This window comes from Polaribacter porphyrae (assembly GCF_002954685.1).
Lineage (GTDB): Bacteria > Bacteroidota > Bacteroidia > Flavobacteriales > Flavobacteriaceae > Polaribacter > Polaribacter porphyrae.
Genome location: NZ_MSCN01000001.1, coordinates 2,028,486 through 2,045,190 on the forward strand (window position 1 = coordinate 2,028,486; position 16,705 = coordinate 2,045,190).

General features: G+C 30.4%; 10 protein-coding genes. 7 read left to right on the plus strand and 3 right to left on the minus strand.

The window, feature by feature from the left end:
- Window positions 1-2: 2 nt before the first annotated feature.
- From BTO18_RS09105 to gyrB, 3 genes are all read left to right on the plus strand, one after another.
- A complete protein-coding gene (locus tag BTO18_RS09105) occupies window positions 3-1,403 on the plus strand; it encodes an amidase family protein (RefSeq protein WP_105015921.1) in 1,401 nt (466 codons plus the stop codon).
- A complete protein-coding gene (gatB/aspS, locus tag BTO18_RS09110) occupies window positions 1,403-4,735 on the plus strand; it encodes a bifunctional amidotransferase subunit GatB/aspartate--tRNA ligase AspS (protein WP_105015922.1) in 3,333 nt (1,110 codons plus the stop codon). Before BTO18_RS09105 ends, gatB/aspS begins: the two co-directional genes overlap by 1 nt.
- Before the next feature lie 291 nt (window positions 4,736-5,026).
- On the plus strand, window positions 5,027-6,964 hold the full coding sequence (gene gyrB / locus BTO18_RS09115) for a DNA topoisomerase (ATP-hydrolyzing) subunit B (protein ID WP_105015923.1): 1,938 nt from the start codon (window positions 5,027-5,029) through the stop codon (window positions 6,962-6,964).
- 61 nt (window positions 6,965-7,025) lie between these two features.
- Here gyrB and BTO18_RS09120 read toward each other — a convergent pair whose 3' ends face one another.
- Window positions 7,026-8,003, minus strand: coding sequence for a DUF6588 family protein (locus tag BTO18_RS09120; protein ID WP_105015924.1), 978 nt, complete (start codon window positions 8,001-8,003; stop codon window positions 7,026-7,028).
- A gap of 48 nt (window positions 8,004-8,051) precedes the next feature.
- A complete protein-coding gene (locus BTO18_RS09125) occupies window positions 8,052-8,555 on the minus strand; it encodes a hypothetical protein (protein WP_105015925.1) in 504 nt (167 codons plus the stop codon).
- Window positions 8,556-8,806: 251 nt separating this feature from the next.
- Here BTO18_RS09125 and mdh point away from each other — a divergent pair, with 251 nt between their 5' ends.
- Window positions 8,807-9,733: a malate dehydrogenase gene (mdh, locus tag BTO18_RS09130; RefSeq protein WP_105015926.1), complete on the plus strand. Its 927-nt coding sequence runs from the start codon at window positions 8,807-8,809 to the stop codon at window positions 9,731-9,733.
- Between the two features lie 83 nt (window positions 9,734-9,816).
- Here the strand turns inward: mdh and BTO18_RS09135 are convergent, their stop codons facing one another.
- Window positions 9,817-11,493 (minus strand): formate--tetrahydrofolate ligase, encoded by a 1,677-nt coding sequence (locus BTO18_RS09135; RefSeq protein WP_105015927.1) that lies wholly within the window; start codon window positions 11,491-11,493, stop codon window positions 9,817-9,819.
- 184 nt (window positions 11,494-11,677) lie between these two features.
- Here BTO18_RS09135 and BTO18_RS09140 point away from each other — a divergent pair, with 184 nt between their 5' ends.
- The 3 genes from BTO18_RS09140 to BTO18_RS09150 all read left to right on the plus strand — a co-directional run bounded on the left by BTO18_RS09140 (window position 11,678) and on the right by BTO18_RS09150 (window position 16,635).
- Window positions 11,678-12,268, plus strand: a complete 591-nt coding sequence (locus tag BTO18_RS09140) for a hypothetical protein (protein ID WP_105015928.1) — start codon at window positions 11,678-11,680, stop codon at window positions 12,266-12,268.
- Window positions 12,269-12,416: 148 nt separating this feature from the next.
- Window positions 12,417-15,422, plus strand: a complete 3,006-nt coding sequence (gene secDF, locus BTO18_RS09145) for a protein translocase subunit SecDF (protein ID WP_105015929.1) — start codon at window positions 12,417-12,419, stop codon at window positions 15,420-15,422.
- A 94-nt stretch (window positions 15,423-15,516) separates the two neighbouring features.
- Complete coding sequence (locus BTO18_RS09150) at window positions 15,517-16,635, plus strand: adenylate kinase (protein ID WP_105015930.1); 1,119 nt, start codon at window positions 15,517-15,519, stop codon at window positions 16,633-16,635.
- Window positions 16,636-16,705 lie beyond the last annotated feature (70 nt).

The window sequence follows — 16,705 nt, forward strand, 5'->3', positions numbered from 1 at the left end:
ATATGGAGTCGCTAATACATAAAATTCATCAACAATTGATGAACAAAGAAATTTCTTGTACAAAATTGGTGCAAGAAAAGTTAGATTTATTAAAATCAAACACCCACAATACAGTCAATTCACTTTTAGAAGATACTGCTTTAGATTTGGCAAAAAAAGTTGATGAAAAAATTAAAAAAGGACAAGAAATTGGTCTTTTAGAAGGAATTCCTTTCGGAATTAAAGATGTTTATATGTTGCAAGAAACGTATACAACAGCAAGTTCTGATTTACTAAAGAATTACAAATCTGCATATACAGCAACTGCAATTCAGAAATTATTAGATGCTGGTGCAATTCCTTTAGTAAAAGAAAATTGCGATAGTTTTGGTCACGGATCTTCATCAGAAAACACCATTTTTGGTGCTGTTAAAAATGCAGTAAATTCTGATTTAGTTGGTGGTGGTTCTAGTGGGGGTTCTGCAGTAAATGTTGCTAAAAATTATACTATTTTTTCAATTGGTGGAGATACTGGAGGTTCCATTCGTCAACCAGCAGGTTATAATAATGTCTTCGGATTTAAACCTACTTATGGTAGAATTTCACGTTTTGGATTAATGGCTTATGCATCTTCTACAGATTGTGTTGGTCCAATTGCGAAATCAACAGAAGATATTAGAATCGTTTTAAATGCGATGAGTGGTAAAGATGTAAAAGATCAAACTACCTATCCATCTGAAATAATATCCAAAGAAAGTATTTTAAATGTTGATACAATAAAAACAGTTGGATATTTTAAAAACTTCATAGAGAGTGATGCAATATCATCAGAAATAAAAGAAAGTTTTTTAGCCACAATTGATAAAATAAAAGCCAAAGGGATTGAAGTAAAAATATTAGATTTCTTTGAATCTGACACACTAGTTTCTACCTACTACACTTTAGCAATGGCAGAAACAGCATCTAATTTATCAAGATTAGATGGCACCAATTATGGAAACCGAATTGAAGGAGAAAATTTAAAAGACACCTACTCTATTACGCGTTCAGAAAATTTTTCTGAAGAATCTAAACGTAGAATTGTTGGTGGAAATCAATTGTTATCACAAGGTTTTTCTGATGAAATTTATTTAAAAGGATTGAATTTAAGAGATCAAATTGCTAATAATTTTGAAAAGGATTTTAAAGAAGTTGATATTATTTTATCTCCTGTAACTCCAAATACCCCTCCAAAAATTGGCGAAAGTTTAAAAAATCCTTTAGCAATGTATTTATCTGATGCATACACAGTTGGCTTTAGTTTAGGGCAATTACCAACACTTACAATTCCAAAAGGAACTGCAACAGGTTTGCAAATTACAGGTGCAAAAACTCAAGACGAACTCGTTTTAAAGTTTGCTAATTTCTTAAACGATACATTATAATGGAGCTAGAACACTTAAATGAGCTGATAAAAAAGCACGATTTAGAATTGGTTATCGGTTTAGAAACGCATGTTCGTTTAAACACAAAATCGAAATTGTTTTGTTCTTGTGCAAATCAAGAAATTGAGCAACCAAATACAAACATATGTTCAGTTTGTACTGGGCAAATGGGTGTTTTGCCATCTTTAAATGCAGCAGCAATTACCAAAGCAATTTATTTTGGGAAAGCAGTAAAATCAACCTTTAAAAACGAGGTGATTTCTTGGGATCGTAAACATTATGAATATCCTGATAATCCGAAAAACATACAAATTACACAATTTCATAATCCTGTAATTCCTGATGGGCAGGTTTCTTGTTTTAGAAACGATGGAAGTCAATTTACAGTAAATTTAACACAAGTTCATATTGAAGAAGATGCTGCAAAACTGATGCACGAAAAGAAAAATTCTTTAGTAGATTTTAACAAAGCTGGTGTTCCTTTAATTGAAATTGTAACTGAACCTTGTATCAGAAATATTGAGGATGCATCTACGTATGCACAATATATTCAGAGAATTGTTCAGAATTTAAAAATCTCTGAAGCAAATCTTGAAAAAGGTGAATTTAAGTCGGATGTTTCTGTGTCGCTTCGTAAAAAACACACCTACAATTTAAACCCAAGAACAGAAATTAAAAACCTGAATTCGTTCAAGTTTATGGTGGAAGCTTTAAAGGAAGAAATTGAAAAACAATTAAATTATTACATCGAAAATAAAGAGTTTAGACCTGACCAAACTACGGTTTTATGGGATGCAGATTTAAAGCAAACCAAAACCATGCGTAAAAAGGAATTTGAGGCTGATTATCGTTTTATTTCTGAACCAGATTTGCCTTTTGTAAACATTAAAAATGTTGTTGAAAGTATTGATGTTGATATTAGTTCTTTGCCTTTTGCAGTAGAATCTATTTTGATAAAAGGTGGTGTTTTACCTCAAGATGCTAAATTTTTTACTGCAGATTCTCTTCGTTCAGAAACTTTTGTGGCGATTAATAATGAATTAAAAGACCCGTCTTTTGTTGCAAAAACATTGGTAAATAATATTGGTGCAGATGAGTATAAAGATATTCACGAGGTAAATCATTTAATTGAAATTTTTCAGCTTTTTAAAGCCGAGAAAATTACAGCTGTTTTGGTTCAGAATGCAATTATCAATTACTTAAAAGATAGAAAATTTGACTATAATAAGTATTTTGAAGAAAACACAATATCCGAAGAAAAGATAAAACTAGCGGTTATAAAAGTAATTGCCAAAAATGAAGCCATTGCAAATGACATCAAAGCAGGAAATCAAGGAAAAGCAGGGATTTTAGTTGGTAAAGTTATTGGGATTATTGGAAAAGGAGCTTCTGGAAAAGTAATTCGAAATGAAATTATTTCTCAAGTTCAAAATTCAGCATTAAAAGTTCAAAGTTCTCATCAGAATGAAGAAAAAAAAGTAACCAAAAGTGAACAGCAAAAAGCTAAATCCGAAGAAGAAATACAAACAGTTCCAATTATTATAAAGGAGGAATATAGAACGCATAAAATTTCTCAATTATCAGAAGAAAGCATTCACGAAGAAGTAACTTTATCTGGCTGGGTTTCTAGTGTTCGTGATCATGGAGAATTGATTTTTATTGATTTACGTGATTCTAGCAATCAAATTTTTCAGGTTCGTTTGAGTAGAGAATCGTTTCCGAATTTAGATGAATTGGTAAAATTAAAACCTGAATCTGTAATTTCTGTAAAAGGAATTGTAGTTCAGCGTAAAGAAGATGATTATAATGCAGGTTTACGAACTGGTAAGATTGAATTAGAAACTTCGGTTTTAGAGATTTTAAATTTATCAAAAACGCTTCCTTTTGAAATAAAAAGAGCAATGAAAACGAACGAAACTACTCGTTTTCAATACAAGTTTTTAGACCACAGAAATAATGATGTTCGCAAGGCAATTATCAACAGACATAAAGTGATAAAATTACTGCGTGATCTTTTAGACGAAGAAGAATTTTTAGAAATAGAAACACCTATTTTAACTGCAGGAACAGATGAAGGTGCAAGAGAATTCATTGTACCAACTAGAAAACAAACTGGCGCATTTTATACACTTCCACAAGCACCACAGCAATTCAAGCAAATGTTGATGGTTGGTGGATTTGAGAAATATTTTCAAATTGCACGTTGTTTTAGAGATGAAGATTCTCGTGGAGACAGACAGCCAGAATTTACACAACTAGATATTGAAATGGCGTACGCAAGTATGCAACAAATTATCGATTTGAACACAAAAATGTTCAACGAAATTGTCAAAAAAATCTACGGTAAAAAATGGGTTTTACATCCTTTTGAAGTCATTACTTACAAAGATGCCATGGATAAATATGGCTGTGATAGACCTGATTTACGTTTTGGATTGCAAATGCAAGACATTACAGAAATTGTAAAAGAAACTACTTTTCAAGTATTTAGCAAACCCATTGAAGAAGGTGGCATTGTAAAATGTATTAAAGTTTCTGCAAAAGAACAAGGCAATAAAAGAATGTCTAAAGGTCAGATTGAAAATTTAACTGCGATTGCACAACAAAATGGTTTGGGTGGTTTGGCGTATATTATTGTGAATGAAAACGATTTACAATCGCCAATTATTAAGTTTTTAGGTGAAGAAATTGCAGCAAACATTATAAAAGTTACTGATGCTCAAATAGGAGATATTGTATTCTTCTCTGCTGCTGATTACGCAACTGCAAACAAAGCGTTAGATGCTGTTCGTCAAGAAATGGGACGCATTTTAAAGTTGATAAATCCGAAAGAATTAAAACCAGCTTGGGTGGTAGATTTCCCAATGTTTGAAAAAACAGAAGAAGGCAGATGGACGTTTACACACAATCCGTTTTCGATGCCAACTGTTTATGATTTAGAAAAGCATATGAATGGTGAAGGAGAAGAAATCGGAACTATTATCGCTCAACAATACGATTTAATCTTAAATGGTTACGAAATTGGTGGTGGTTCAGTTCGTGCACACAAAGCAGAAATTTTAGAAGCAACCTATAAAAATATGGGTTATAATAAAGAAGAAATGATGAAAAGTGTTGGCACAATGTACAAAGCGTTTCAATATGGAGCTCCTCCTCATGGAGGAATTGCTTGGGGAGTTGATCGTTTAATGATGATTTTAGAGAAAAAAACATCTATTAGAGAAGTAATGGCGTTCCCAAAAACAGGTTCTTCTGAAGATTTACTATTTAATGCACCTTCTGTATTATCTGATAAAAAAGTGGAGGAAATGAATGTGAAAATTATAAAATAAAGAAATTAGTCCCTCAATTTTACTATCCAGTAAAATAAAAACCTTGCTTTTGCGAGGTTTTTTAATTTTATAGCAAAACTTAAATGGTAATTTTTTATAAAATATAAAATAAAGCAATTTTTAAGCGATTTAAGACATTTTTACGTTTTTAACAAATGTTGATAATTTTAAAACAAAATAGCTAAAAACACTTAAAACAAAGTTTAAAAATTGTAAATTTGATAAAGCATAAATTTCGTCTTATATAGACGATTTTTTTATGAAATTAAAACTTAACAATTCACTTTTAAAATGAGCGAAGAAAAAAAACATAGTTATGATGCTTCCAGTATTCAGGCATTAGAAGGAATGGAGCATGTAAGAATGCGTCCATCAATGTATATTGGAGATGTTGGTGTGCGTGGTTTACATCACTTGGTGTATGAAGTTGTAGATAACTCTATTGATGAAGCACTTGGAGGACATTGTGATAGTATTCAAGTTACTATTAATGAAGATAACTCAATTACAACAAGAGATAATGGACGTGGAATTCCTGTTGGAATTCACAAAAAAGAAGGCGTTTCTGCATTACAAGTAGTAATGACAAAAATTGGAGCTGGTGGTAAATTTGACAAAGACTCTTATAAAGTTTCTGGTGGTTTACATGGTGTTGGCGTAAGTTGTGTTAATGCACTTTCTCAACATTTAACAGCAACTGTTCATAAAGAAGGTAAAATTTGGCAACAAGAATATTCTAAAGGAAAAACACTTTATCCTGTTAAAACTATTGGAGAAACCGATTTCACTGGAACTATAGTAACATTTTTACCAGATACTTCAATTTTTACACAAACTACCGAATATAATTATGATACACTTGCAACTCGTATGCGAGAATTATCATACTTAAATAAAGGAATTACAATTACCTTAACAGATAAAAGAAGAAAAGATGATGAAGGAAATGACATCATGGAAACTTTTCACTCTACAGAAGGGTTATCAGAATTTGTAAAATATTTAGATTCTACTCGTGAGCAATTAACTGCTGATGTAATTGCTATTGAAGGAGAAAAAAATGGCATTCCAGTTGAAGTTGCGATGGTGTATAATACTTCTTATTCAGAGAATTTGCATTCATATGTAAATAACATCAACACACATGAAGGAGGAACACATTTATCTGGTTTTAGACGTGGTTTAACACACACTTTAAAGAAATATGCAGATGAATCTGGATTATTAAAAAATGTAAAATTTGAAATTGCTGGTGATGATTTTCGTGAAGGATTAACTGCAATTGTTTCAGTAAAAGTTGCAGAACCACAATTTGAAGGACAAACCAAAACGAAATTAGGAAACAGAGAAGTAAGTTCTGCAGTATCTCAAGCAGTTTCAGAAATGTTATCTGATTATTTGGAAGAAAATCCTAATGATGCAAAAACCATTGTACAAAAGGTAATTTTAGCAGCAACTGCAAGACATGCAGCACGTAAAGCCAGAGAAATGGTACAGCGTAAAACTGTAATGTCTATTGGTGGTTTACCTGGTAAACTATCTGATTGTTCTGAAACTGATCCTGCTCAATGCGAAATATTTTTAGTTGAGGGAGATTCTGCTGGTGGAACAGCAAAACAAGGTAGAGACAGAAATTTTCAAGCCATTCTTCCACTTCGTGGAAAAATCTTAAATGTTGAAAAAGCGATGCAACATAAAGTTTTTGAAAACGAAGAAATCAAAAATATGTTTACAGCTTTAGGTGTTTCTATTGGTACAGAAGAAGATCCAAGAGCTTTAAATTTATCTAAAGTTCGTTATCATAAAGTAGTTATTATGTGTGATGCCGATGTTGATGGTTCTCATATTGCTACTTTAATACTTACATTTTTCTTTAGATACATGCGTGAAATGGTAGAACAAGGTTATATTTATATTGCTACTCCACCTTTATATTTAGTTAAAAAAGGACAAAAAAGAGAATATGCTTGGGATGATAATCAACGTGATTTAATTGCTCAAAAAATGGGAGGTTCTGTAAATATTCAAAGATATAAAGGTCTTGGAGAAATGAACGCAGAACAACTTTGGGACACTACAATGAATCCTGAATTTAGAACTTTACGTAAAGTGGTTATTGATAGCCCTACAGAAGCAGATAGAGTTTTCTCAATGTTAATGGGAGATGAAGTTCCACCTCGTAGAGATTTTATTGAACGAAATGCTAAATATGCAAATATTGATGCTTAAATAAAGATTACAAACTAAAAAAGAGTCTGATATCAGACTCTTTTTTTATACTATAATCAGATTATCTAATAGAAAAACCTACCCTTGCAGAAAAAACGTCATACTCTTGTAATGCATATTCTGCTGAAATATCTAAAAAGGCAAGTTTAAATCGTAAGCCTGCATTTGCTCTGAATGAATTACCATCAAAACCAAAATCTAAATCAGAAGAATAACCCCTAATTTCAATATCTGAATTATAAGAAGTAGTACCAAGACCACCATATATTGTAAGTATAGATAACTTTTTAGAAAGTAATAATTGGTAAGTCATAGAATTTGTATTAAAATTCACTAATTCATCAGGGTTGTTATCTTCATCCAGTAAAACTGTTGACTTTAGATTTGTATATCCTGCAAAAATAGATACGTCAATGGGCAATCTTTTAACAAAAGGTATCCATTGTTTGATATCATGCATAACTCCAATACCAAATGCAGAAGCAGAATTACCATTACTGTCAATTTCTGGTATAAAACGAACTTTTAAATCTGTATTCTTCCATAAACCAACACCAACTTGAATAATAGCTGATGGCACTGCATTAAATCCAATTGTACTTTTAACATCCTCTCTAAAACCTGGTAATGCAGAAACAGATATGCTTCCATTACTATCTGTATACCTTATTAAAGGCCTGTCAGACAAGTCTTTAGAACCAAGTATGGTTGGTAGATTTGCTTCACTAATATTCGAGTTGTCTAATTGTATAGCAGAAGAATAATCACTATTTCTAAATGTAAAAGTTTCTCCTTCTTCTGGTATTAGAGACATGTTTGCAATTACAGATATATCTATACCAAATAATTTATGAGCTTTAGCTGTATTATACCAACCACTACTTAAGCCATTGCCAAATCCTCTTGGTATAGGTTGAAGATAACCTGATAAAAAACGCTGTGCATCTACTGAATTAACATTTACTATTTCTTCAAAATCTATTTGCCCGTAAAAAGTTGCACTAAAGCACAAGCAAATTATTACTATTATTTTTTTCATAATTTAGTTGATTAAATTGATTTAATAAGTTGGTTGATTGTTATTTTACTACTCTACTTTAGCTTTAATTTTAAACTTCATATTTAAAGTAAAATCATTGTCAGCAATAGCAGCTGCAGTAGCTCCTGTAAAATTAACTTGTACCTCACCAGAATTTATACTAGATAATATATCTGAATTAGTTGAAGGAATTGTAATTTCGCTTGAAGGAACACCCACTGTTAAACTTAAAGATTCATTTGTCAATAGATTGGCACTACCAACAGTAAGGTTAAAAGTTCCGCTTATTGAATTACCACTGTAGTCTTGTAAGGTAACAACTACACTCTCAACATCAGCTTCTACAAACGTAGATGCGTTATCTAGTAAATCAGAAATATTCATTTTTTGGTTAACAGTTATAGAAGATAAGCCCATCAATCCTTGAACAGAAGCATTGGTTTCAAATTCATCTACAACTATAAACTGGATAGCTCCATCCTCTTCACAATTACTGAATGTTAATGCTAGAAAGAGAATAGTAGCAAATTGGAAAAATTTAATTTTTTTCATAATTTTTTAATAAAAGATTAGTATTTATACATTTGTTTGTATAACAAATATAGAAAATTAATAATAGCTAAATATGCAAAGCATACATTATTAGCTACAATCTATACATTTTCACGAACATCTTTTTGATTTTAGAGATTTTAATACACTTTTACATCATAAGTACTTGTTAAATTCTTTTAATTTTAATAAATAAAATCTTATAATATTGTATTTTTGCGTAAGATAATTATTAACTAAAATTCATAAAAATGAAAGTAACAGTAGTTGGTGCAGGAGCAGTAGGAGCAAGTTGTGCAGAATATATTGCAATTAAAGATTTTGCAAGTGAAGTTGTATTATTAGATATTAAAGAAGGCTATGCAGAAGGTAAAGCAATGGATTTAATGCAAACTGCTTCTTTAAATGGTTTTGATACTAAAATTACAGGTAGTACAAGTGATTATTCTAAAACTGCAAATTCCAATATTTGTGTAATTACATCTGGAATTCCTAGAAAACCAGGAATGACTCGTGAAGAATTGATAGGAATTAATGCAGGAATCGTAAAATCAGTTTCTTCAAGTTTAATTGAACACTCTCCAAATACTATTATTATTGTGGTTTCTAATCCTATGGACACCATGACTTATTTAGTACACAAAACTACTGGATTACCAAAAAATAGAATTATTGGTATGGGTGGTGCTTTAGATTCTGCTCGTTTTAAATATAGACTAGCTGAAGCTTTAGGAGCCCCTATTTCTGATGTTGATGGAATGGTTATAGGTGGGCATTCTGATAAGGGAATGGTTCCTTTAACACGTTTGGCTACAAGAAATTCAGTACCAGTTTCTGAATTTATTTCTGAAGAAAGATTAGACAAAGTAATGCAAGATACCAAAGTTGGTGGTGCAACTTTAACAGGCTTGTTAGGCACTTCTGCTTGGTATGCTCCTGGAGCAGCTGTTAGTGGATTAGTACAAGCAATTGCTTGTGATCAAAAGAAAATCTATCCTTGTTCTACTTTATTAGAAGGCGAATATGGATTGAATGATTTATGTATTGGAGTTCCTGTTGTTTTAGGTAAAAACGGAATTGAAAGTATTGTAAAAATTAATTTAAGTGATGCTGAAAAAGCTCATTTAGAAGAATCTGCAGCTGGAGTTTCTAAAACTAATGGGTTGTTAGAACTTTAGAATATTAGATTTTTAGACATTAAAAAATCCAGCAAAAGCTGGATTTTTTTGTTTTAAACAATTATTAAACATCTAAATAAAAACTAACTCAATCCAGAAATAACTCCATTATTATCAATAATCATATTCTCTGATGCTGGTATTGATGGTAAACCAGGCATTCGCATCATTTTGCCCAAAATAGGAATCACAAACTCTGCTCCAGCTGCAATTTCTATTTCTCTTACTGTAACAGTAAATCCTTCTGGCCTACCAATTAAACCAGCATTATCTGAAAAAGATTTTTGTGTTTTTGCCATACAAACTGCAAAATCATTAAAGCCCAATCTATCTATTCTTCTCAAATTTAGTTGTGCTTGTTTACTATATTCAACTGATTTTGCTCCATAAATCTCTTTAGCAATAGTTTCAATTTTATCTTTTATTGGAGATTTCCAATCATACAAAGGTTTATATTGAGTAGCTTTATTTTCTACAACATTCACAACCGCTTTTGCTAAATTTTTAGTTCCTTCACCTCCTTTTTCCCAACCTTCAGATAAAACTGCTTCAACTCCAAGACTTGCACATTTATCGATTACAAAATTTATTTCTTCTTTAGAATCAGACACAAAAGAATTGATTGCTACTACTGGCTCTATATTGTATTTTCTAATGTTTTCTATATGCTTTTCAAGGTTTGCAAATCCTTTAGCAACTTTTTCTAAATCTACAATATTATATGCTTCTGGTTTTGCTCCTCCATGATGTCTTAAAGCCCTAATTGTAGCCACTAAAACCACACATTTTGGATTTAGTTTAGCAAATTGAGATTTAATATTTAAGAATTTTTCTGCTCCTAAATCTGCACCAAATCCTGCTTCGGTTACCACATAATTAGATAGTGATAAACCCATTTTAGTGGCAATAATCGTATTTGTACCTTGAGCAATGTTTGCAAAAGGACCTCCATGAATAATTGCAGGATTCTCTTCTAAAGTCTGAACTAAATTGGGTTTTATAGCATCTTTTAAAAGAATTGCCATCGCATTTTCTGCTTTTAAATCTCGAGCAAAAATTGGTTTTTTATCAAAAGTAAAACCTATAAAGATATTTCCTAAACGTTCTTTTAAATTTTCTAAATCTGATGCCATACACAAAATTGCCATCACTTCTGATGCTGGTGTAATATCAAAACTATCTTGTCTTGGAATACCATTTGCAGTGCCTCCTAAACCGATTGTAATATCTCTCAAAGAACGATCGTTCATGTCTATTACTCGTTTCCAAAGTACAGTTCTTGGGTCTATATTTAGGTTATTCGTTTTGCTCTGTAAGTTATTATCAATCAAAGCTGATAACAGATTATTCGCTTTTTCAACAGCATTAAAATCACCAGTAAAATGAAGGTTGATATCTTCCATAGGCACAACTTGAGAATATCCTCCACCAGCTGCACCTCCTTTTATTCCAAAAACTGGTCCTAATGAAGGTTCTCTTAACACTACAGTTGCTTGTTTTCTTATCTTATTTAAACCTTCTGTTAAACCAATTGAAACAGTAGTTTTCCCTTCTCCAGCAGGTGTTGGTGTTAAAGCTGTTACCAAAATTAAATTATTTGCATCAACCTTATCATTATCTATTAGAGATAAAGGTAGTTTTGCTTTATATTTTCCATACATCTCCAAATCATCTTCGTCAATATTTAACTTTTGAGCAATTATTCTAATATGTTTTAATTCTTTTGCTTGTGCTATTTGTATATCCGTTAAATGTGACATATCAGTTATAATTATATATTTATTGTAAATGCATAAATTTAATATAATTTCATTTAAAAATTCATAATATTCACATAGAATAAATGAATAAAAATGAATTATCCTTAAAAATCATTTTTTATTAAAATTGTTTTAAGGATAACTTCCCCTGTAATACTAGTATTCTTTTTTATATATTTGGTGCATGAAAGCAAAATGGTACATCAGTACTTTATTTTTATTGTTATTTATTGTCTTTGGAGCATTTCAAGAGCAGGTTCATATACCTAATCAAGAAATAGTTGTTGAATTTGTAGATGGTAAGGTTAATAATAAAAACATTAAAAACACCATTGCTAATGTAAGAGAGAAATTATTAAAAGTTGGCGTTAAAAACATCAAAATTAAAGAAACCAAAAAAGGGGTTTTAAGAATATCTTACCACAGTGTTATTAACGTAGAACATATTAAAGAAGCTCTTTTTGAAGAAGGTAATTTACCTATTAACGAAAATAAAAAAGAAGATTTAGCTTATTATAATATTGGTGTTTATGAAATTCAAGATATCATAGATGCCTCAAAATCTCACGATAATTGTTTATTAGAAATAAAACTTAATTCTGATAGAACTACACCAACCTATACCATCGCTTTTGTAAAAAATTTAGAAATACTAAAAGCAAATGCATTATTTAAAACAAAACTAAAAGCAACTAGTAATTCAGGTTTTGTAAAAAACAACACTTCATACAAAGAACCAGAAGTAAGAGCTGGGCCATATAAACTCTTCATATAAAACTTTAGTTATATTCAAGTTTAATTGAATAAACTATTGATTATCAAAATCATAATAACAAAAAACAATCAATAAAAATTATTGTCAAAATTAACGAGAAGCTATATATTTGCTCGTTTTAAAAATTTGACCTAAAATATATTAAAAAATGCAAAATAAAGGACTTATTAAACTATTCGCACTCCTTTTTGGATTAGTTAGTTTATACCAATTATCATTTACGTTTTTAGCTAACAAAGTTGAAGATGATGCTGTAGAGTATTCAAAAAACAGAGCTACAGAAACTAATACAGCTAGAGAAAAAGCTAGTTTTGAAAGAAAGTATTTAGATAGTGTTGCCAATAAAGATATTATAGACATAGGTATTGCTAAATATACTTATAATGATGTAAAAGACAAAGAAATGAATCTTGGTCTTGATTTAAAAGGTGGTATCAATGCTATTTTACAAGTATCTGTAAAAGAAGTTTTAAAAAGCTTATCTAATGACTCTAAAAACGAAGTATTTAACAAGGCTCTAGAAGCTGCAGATGTTAGGCAAAAACAAAGTAGCCTAAACTATTTAGATTTATTTTTTGAAGAATTTGAAAAAATTGCTGGAGATACCAAATTAAGTGACCCGTCTATTTTTGGGACTAAAGCATTAAGTGAAAAAATCACTTTTAACGAAGCAAATATTACTGTTAGAGAAACGCTACAAGAAGAAATTAACAGCTCTATTGTTACCACTCTTGAAGTTTTAAGAAGTAGAATTGATAAATTTGGGGTATCATCTCCAAAAATTCAGAGAATTGGAAACTCTGGTAGAATTCAAATTGAATTACCTGGTGCAAAAGATATTGAACGTGTAACTAAATTAATTACAAGTAAAGCCGAATTACAATTTTGGGAAGTACATACAAATGCAGAAGTACAAAACTTTTTCTTTGCTGCCAATGCTAAAGTAGCAGAAATGCTTAAAGACGATTCTATTTTAGAAAAAGAAAAAGACACTACTAAAAAAGATGATATCGACGATTTATTAGGTGAAGAAACAGATTCTACAAAAGTAAACCAAAAAACTTTACAAACATATTTAGATTTCCCTACATATCAAATACCTCAAGGATATACTAGTTCTGTTGTTGCGAGCGCTAAAGTTACTGATACTTCTACTGTAAATAAATTATTAAAAACAAAAGAAGTTAAGGCTTTATTATCTACTAAATTAAGAAATACAAAATTTTTATGGGATTATAAACCATTTACTCCAAAAAAACCTGAAAATTTTGTTGGTGAATTTAACGAAAATCCGAGAATCAACTTGTATGCTATAAAAGGGAACAGAAAAAACAAACCTAATATTGAAGGAGATGTAATTGCTGATGCTTCTCAAGTCTTTGATCAATTAAATAAACCAGAAGTTAGTATGACTATGAATAGTTCAGGAACTAAACAATGGAGTAAACTAACAGGAGAAAATATTGGTAAATATGTAGCTATTATATTAGATGATAATGTTTATTCTGCTCCTATTATAAAAGGTAAATTAGGTAGTATGTCTTCAATTTCTGGTGGATCTATGACAGTTGCTGAAGCAGAAGATATTGCAACTGTATTAAAAGCGGGTAAACTACCAGCAGCTGCAAGAATGATTCAAGCTGAAATAGTTGGGCCCTCATTAGGTCAAGAAGCAATTGATGCATCTTTCTTATCATTTGGTTTAGCTATTGTTTTAGTTTTACTTTGGATGATTCTATATTATGGTAAAGCTGGTTTATATGCAGATATTGCTTTAGTGATAAACATTTTATTCATATTTGGTATTTTGGCATCATTTGGTGCTGTATTAACTTTACCAGGTATAGCAGGTATTATTTTAACGATAGGTATGTCTGTAGATGCAAATGTTATCATCTTTGAAAGAATTAAAGAAGGCTTATTTAAAAAGAAAGGTCTAAAACAATCTGTAGAAGAAGGATTCTCTATAAAAGGGGCATTATCAGCAATTATTGATGCAAATATTACAACTCTTTTAACAGGTATTATTTTATATGTTTTTGGTACTGGACCAATTAAAGGTTTTGCATTAACATTAATGATTGGTATTGCTACATCATTATTTACAGCAGTATTTATTTCTCGTATTTTAATTGATAGAGCAGTAAATAAAGGAACAAATTTAACTTTTAACACTTCTGTTTCTAAAGGATGGTTCCAAAATATTAATGTAGAATTCTTAAGGAAACGTAAAATTGCTTACATCATTTCAGGAGCAATTATAATTGGAGGTTTAGTTTCTATTTTCTCTATCGGATTAAAGCAAGGAGTTGACTTTAAAGGAGGTCGTTCTTATGTAGTACGTTTTGATCAAGATATGAATGCAACAGAAGTAGCAGGTAAATTAAAAGATGCTTTTGGTACTGCACCAGAGGTTAAAGCATATGGTACTGCAAATCAATTAAAAATAACAACTGTTTATAAAATTGATGAAAAAGGTACTGAAATAGATGATGAAGTTCAAAATACATTATATACAGGCTTAAAATCGTATTTAGGTAATTTAAGCTACGAAAACTTTAAACCTGGTTTTGAAAAAGAAGGTGCTGGCGTTATGAGTTCTATAAAAGTAGAACCTACTATTGCAGACGATATTAAAACATCAGCTTTATATGCTGTATTTGGCTCTTTGTTAGTTGTTTTCTTATATATTTTACTACGTTTTAGAAAAGTATCTTTTTCAATTGGTGCAGTTGTAGCTGTTTTTCATGATGTACTAATAGTATTGGGCGTATTCTCAATTACTTACAGCTTTATGCCTTTTGATATGGAAATTGGGCAATCTTTCATTGCAGCATTATTAACCGTTGTTGGTTATTCTCTGAATGATACAGTGGTTATTTTCGATAGAATTAGAGAGTTTGCAGGTATCCATACCAAATGGAAATATAGCGAAGTTGTAGATAAGGCATTAAGTTCTACTTTAGGTAGAACCATTAATACCTCTTTAACTACATTGCTAGTAATGTTAGCTATTTTCTTATTTGGAGGAGATTCTATTAAAGGTTTTATGTTTGCATTAATTATTGGTGTAGCAGTTGGTACATATTCATCATTATTTGTAGCTACACCTATTATGTTTGATACATCTAAAAAAGAAGAAAAAAACGATTAATTTTATATTCAATTTTTAAAACCGTTTTGTTTTTGCTGATTTCTTTCAGTAACCAAAACGGTTTTTTTAATTTTTTAATTAATTAGCAATTATTATGAGCATCATCAAACTTCACGATTTATACTTTAAGCCTTATATTAATAAGGATGAAATAAAAATTATTGTAAAATTTTTAGCTGAAAAAGTAAAAGAAGATTTACCTAAAAATGAAATACCCATTTTTGTAGGAATTTTAAATGGATGTTTTTTATTTGCAGCAGATTTTATCAGAGAGTTTAATGGTAATTGTGAAGTATCTTTTGTTAAATTAGCTTCTTATGAAGGTACATCTTCATCAGAAAAAATTAAGCATTTAGTAGGTATTAATGAAGATTTATCTAACAGAACTGTTATTATTCTAGAAGATATTATCGATACAGGAGCTACATTACAAGAAATTTATAATATATTTAGAGACAAGAATGTAAAGCAGTTAAAAGTAGCTACTTTATTTTTTAAGCCAGATGTATTTAGAAAAGAACTACCTATAGATTATATAGGTAAAAACATTGAAGATAAGTTTATTGTTGGGTATGGTTTAGACTATGATGGTTTAGGCAGAAACTACCCAGAAATATACCAACTAACACCAGAACCAAGAATGAAAAACATAGTATTATTTGGACCTCCAGGAGCAGGAAAAGGAACACAAGCAACATTTTTAAAAGATATGTACAATTTAGTGCATATTTCTACAGGAGATGTTTTCAGATTTAATATTAAAAATCAAACTGAATTAGGCTTGCTTGCCAAAAAATACATGGATAAAGGTGATTTAGTACCAGATGAAGTAACTATTAATATGCTAAAAGCTGAAGTAGAAAAAAATGCTGACGCAAATGGTTTTATTTTTGATGGTTTTCCAAGAACACAATCTCAAGCTGAAGCTTTAGATGAATTTTTATCAGAAAAAGGAGAACAGATAAATGCAATGATAGCTCTTGAAGTTCCAGAAAATACATTAGTTACTCGATTATTAGAAAGAGGTAAAACTAGTGGCAGAACAGATGATACTGATGAAGGTAAAATAAGAAATCGTTTTAATGAATACAATACAAAAACTGCTATTTTAAAAGACTACTTTGATGGTCAGCACAAATATTATGGTATTAATGGTGTTGGTTCTATAGCAGATATTACCAAACGTATTTCTGAAGTATTTGACAAACTTTAAAAATGTTTATACGTAAATACGTTTATTAGTTTATTCGTTGTAACGACTAAACAGTTTAACAAATAAACAA

Coding starts and splice junctions, on each gene's coding strand:
- BTO18_RS09105 (WP_105015921.1), top strand. CDS start 3: ATGGAGTCGCTAATACATAAAATTCATCAACAATTGATGAACAAAGAA.
- gatB/aspS (WP_105015922.1), top strand. CDS start 1,403: ATGGAGCTAGAACACTTAAATGAGCTGATAAAAAAGCACGATTTAGAA.
- gyrB (WP_105015923.1), top strand. CDS start 5,027: ATGAGCGAAGAAAAAAAACATAGTTATGATGCTTCCAGTATTCAGGCA.
- BTO18_RS09120 (WP_105015924.1), bottom strand. CDS start 8,003: ATGAAAAAAATAATAGTAATAATTTGCTTGTGCTTTAGTGCAACTTTT.
- BTO18_RS09125 (WP_105015925.1), bottom strand. CDS start 8,555: ATGAAAAAAATTAAATTTTTCCAATTTGCTACTATTCTCTTTCTAGCA.
- mdh (WP_105015926.1), top strand. CDS start 8,807: ATGAAAGTAACAGTAGTTGGTGCAGGAGCAGTAGGAGCAAGTTGTGCA.
- BTO18_RS09135 (WP_105015927.1), bottom strand. CDS start 11,493: ATGTCACATTTAACGGATATACAAATAGCACAAGCAAAAGAATTAAAA.
- BTO18_RS09140 (WP_105015928.1), top strand. CDS start 11,678: ATGAAAGCAAAATGGTACATCAGTACTTTATTTTTATTGTTATTTATT.
- secDF (WP_105015929.1), top strand. CDS start 12,417: ATGCAAAATAAAGGACTTATTAAACTATTCGCACTCCTTTTTGGATTA.
- BTO18_RS09150 (WP_105015930.1), top strand. CDS start 15,517: ATGAGCATCATCAAACTTCACGATTTATACTTTAAGCCTTATATTAAT.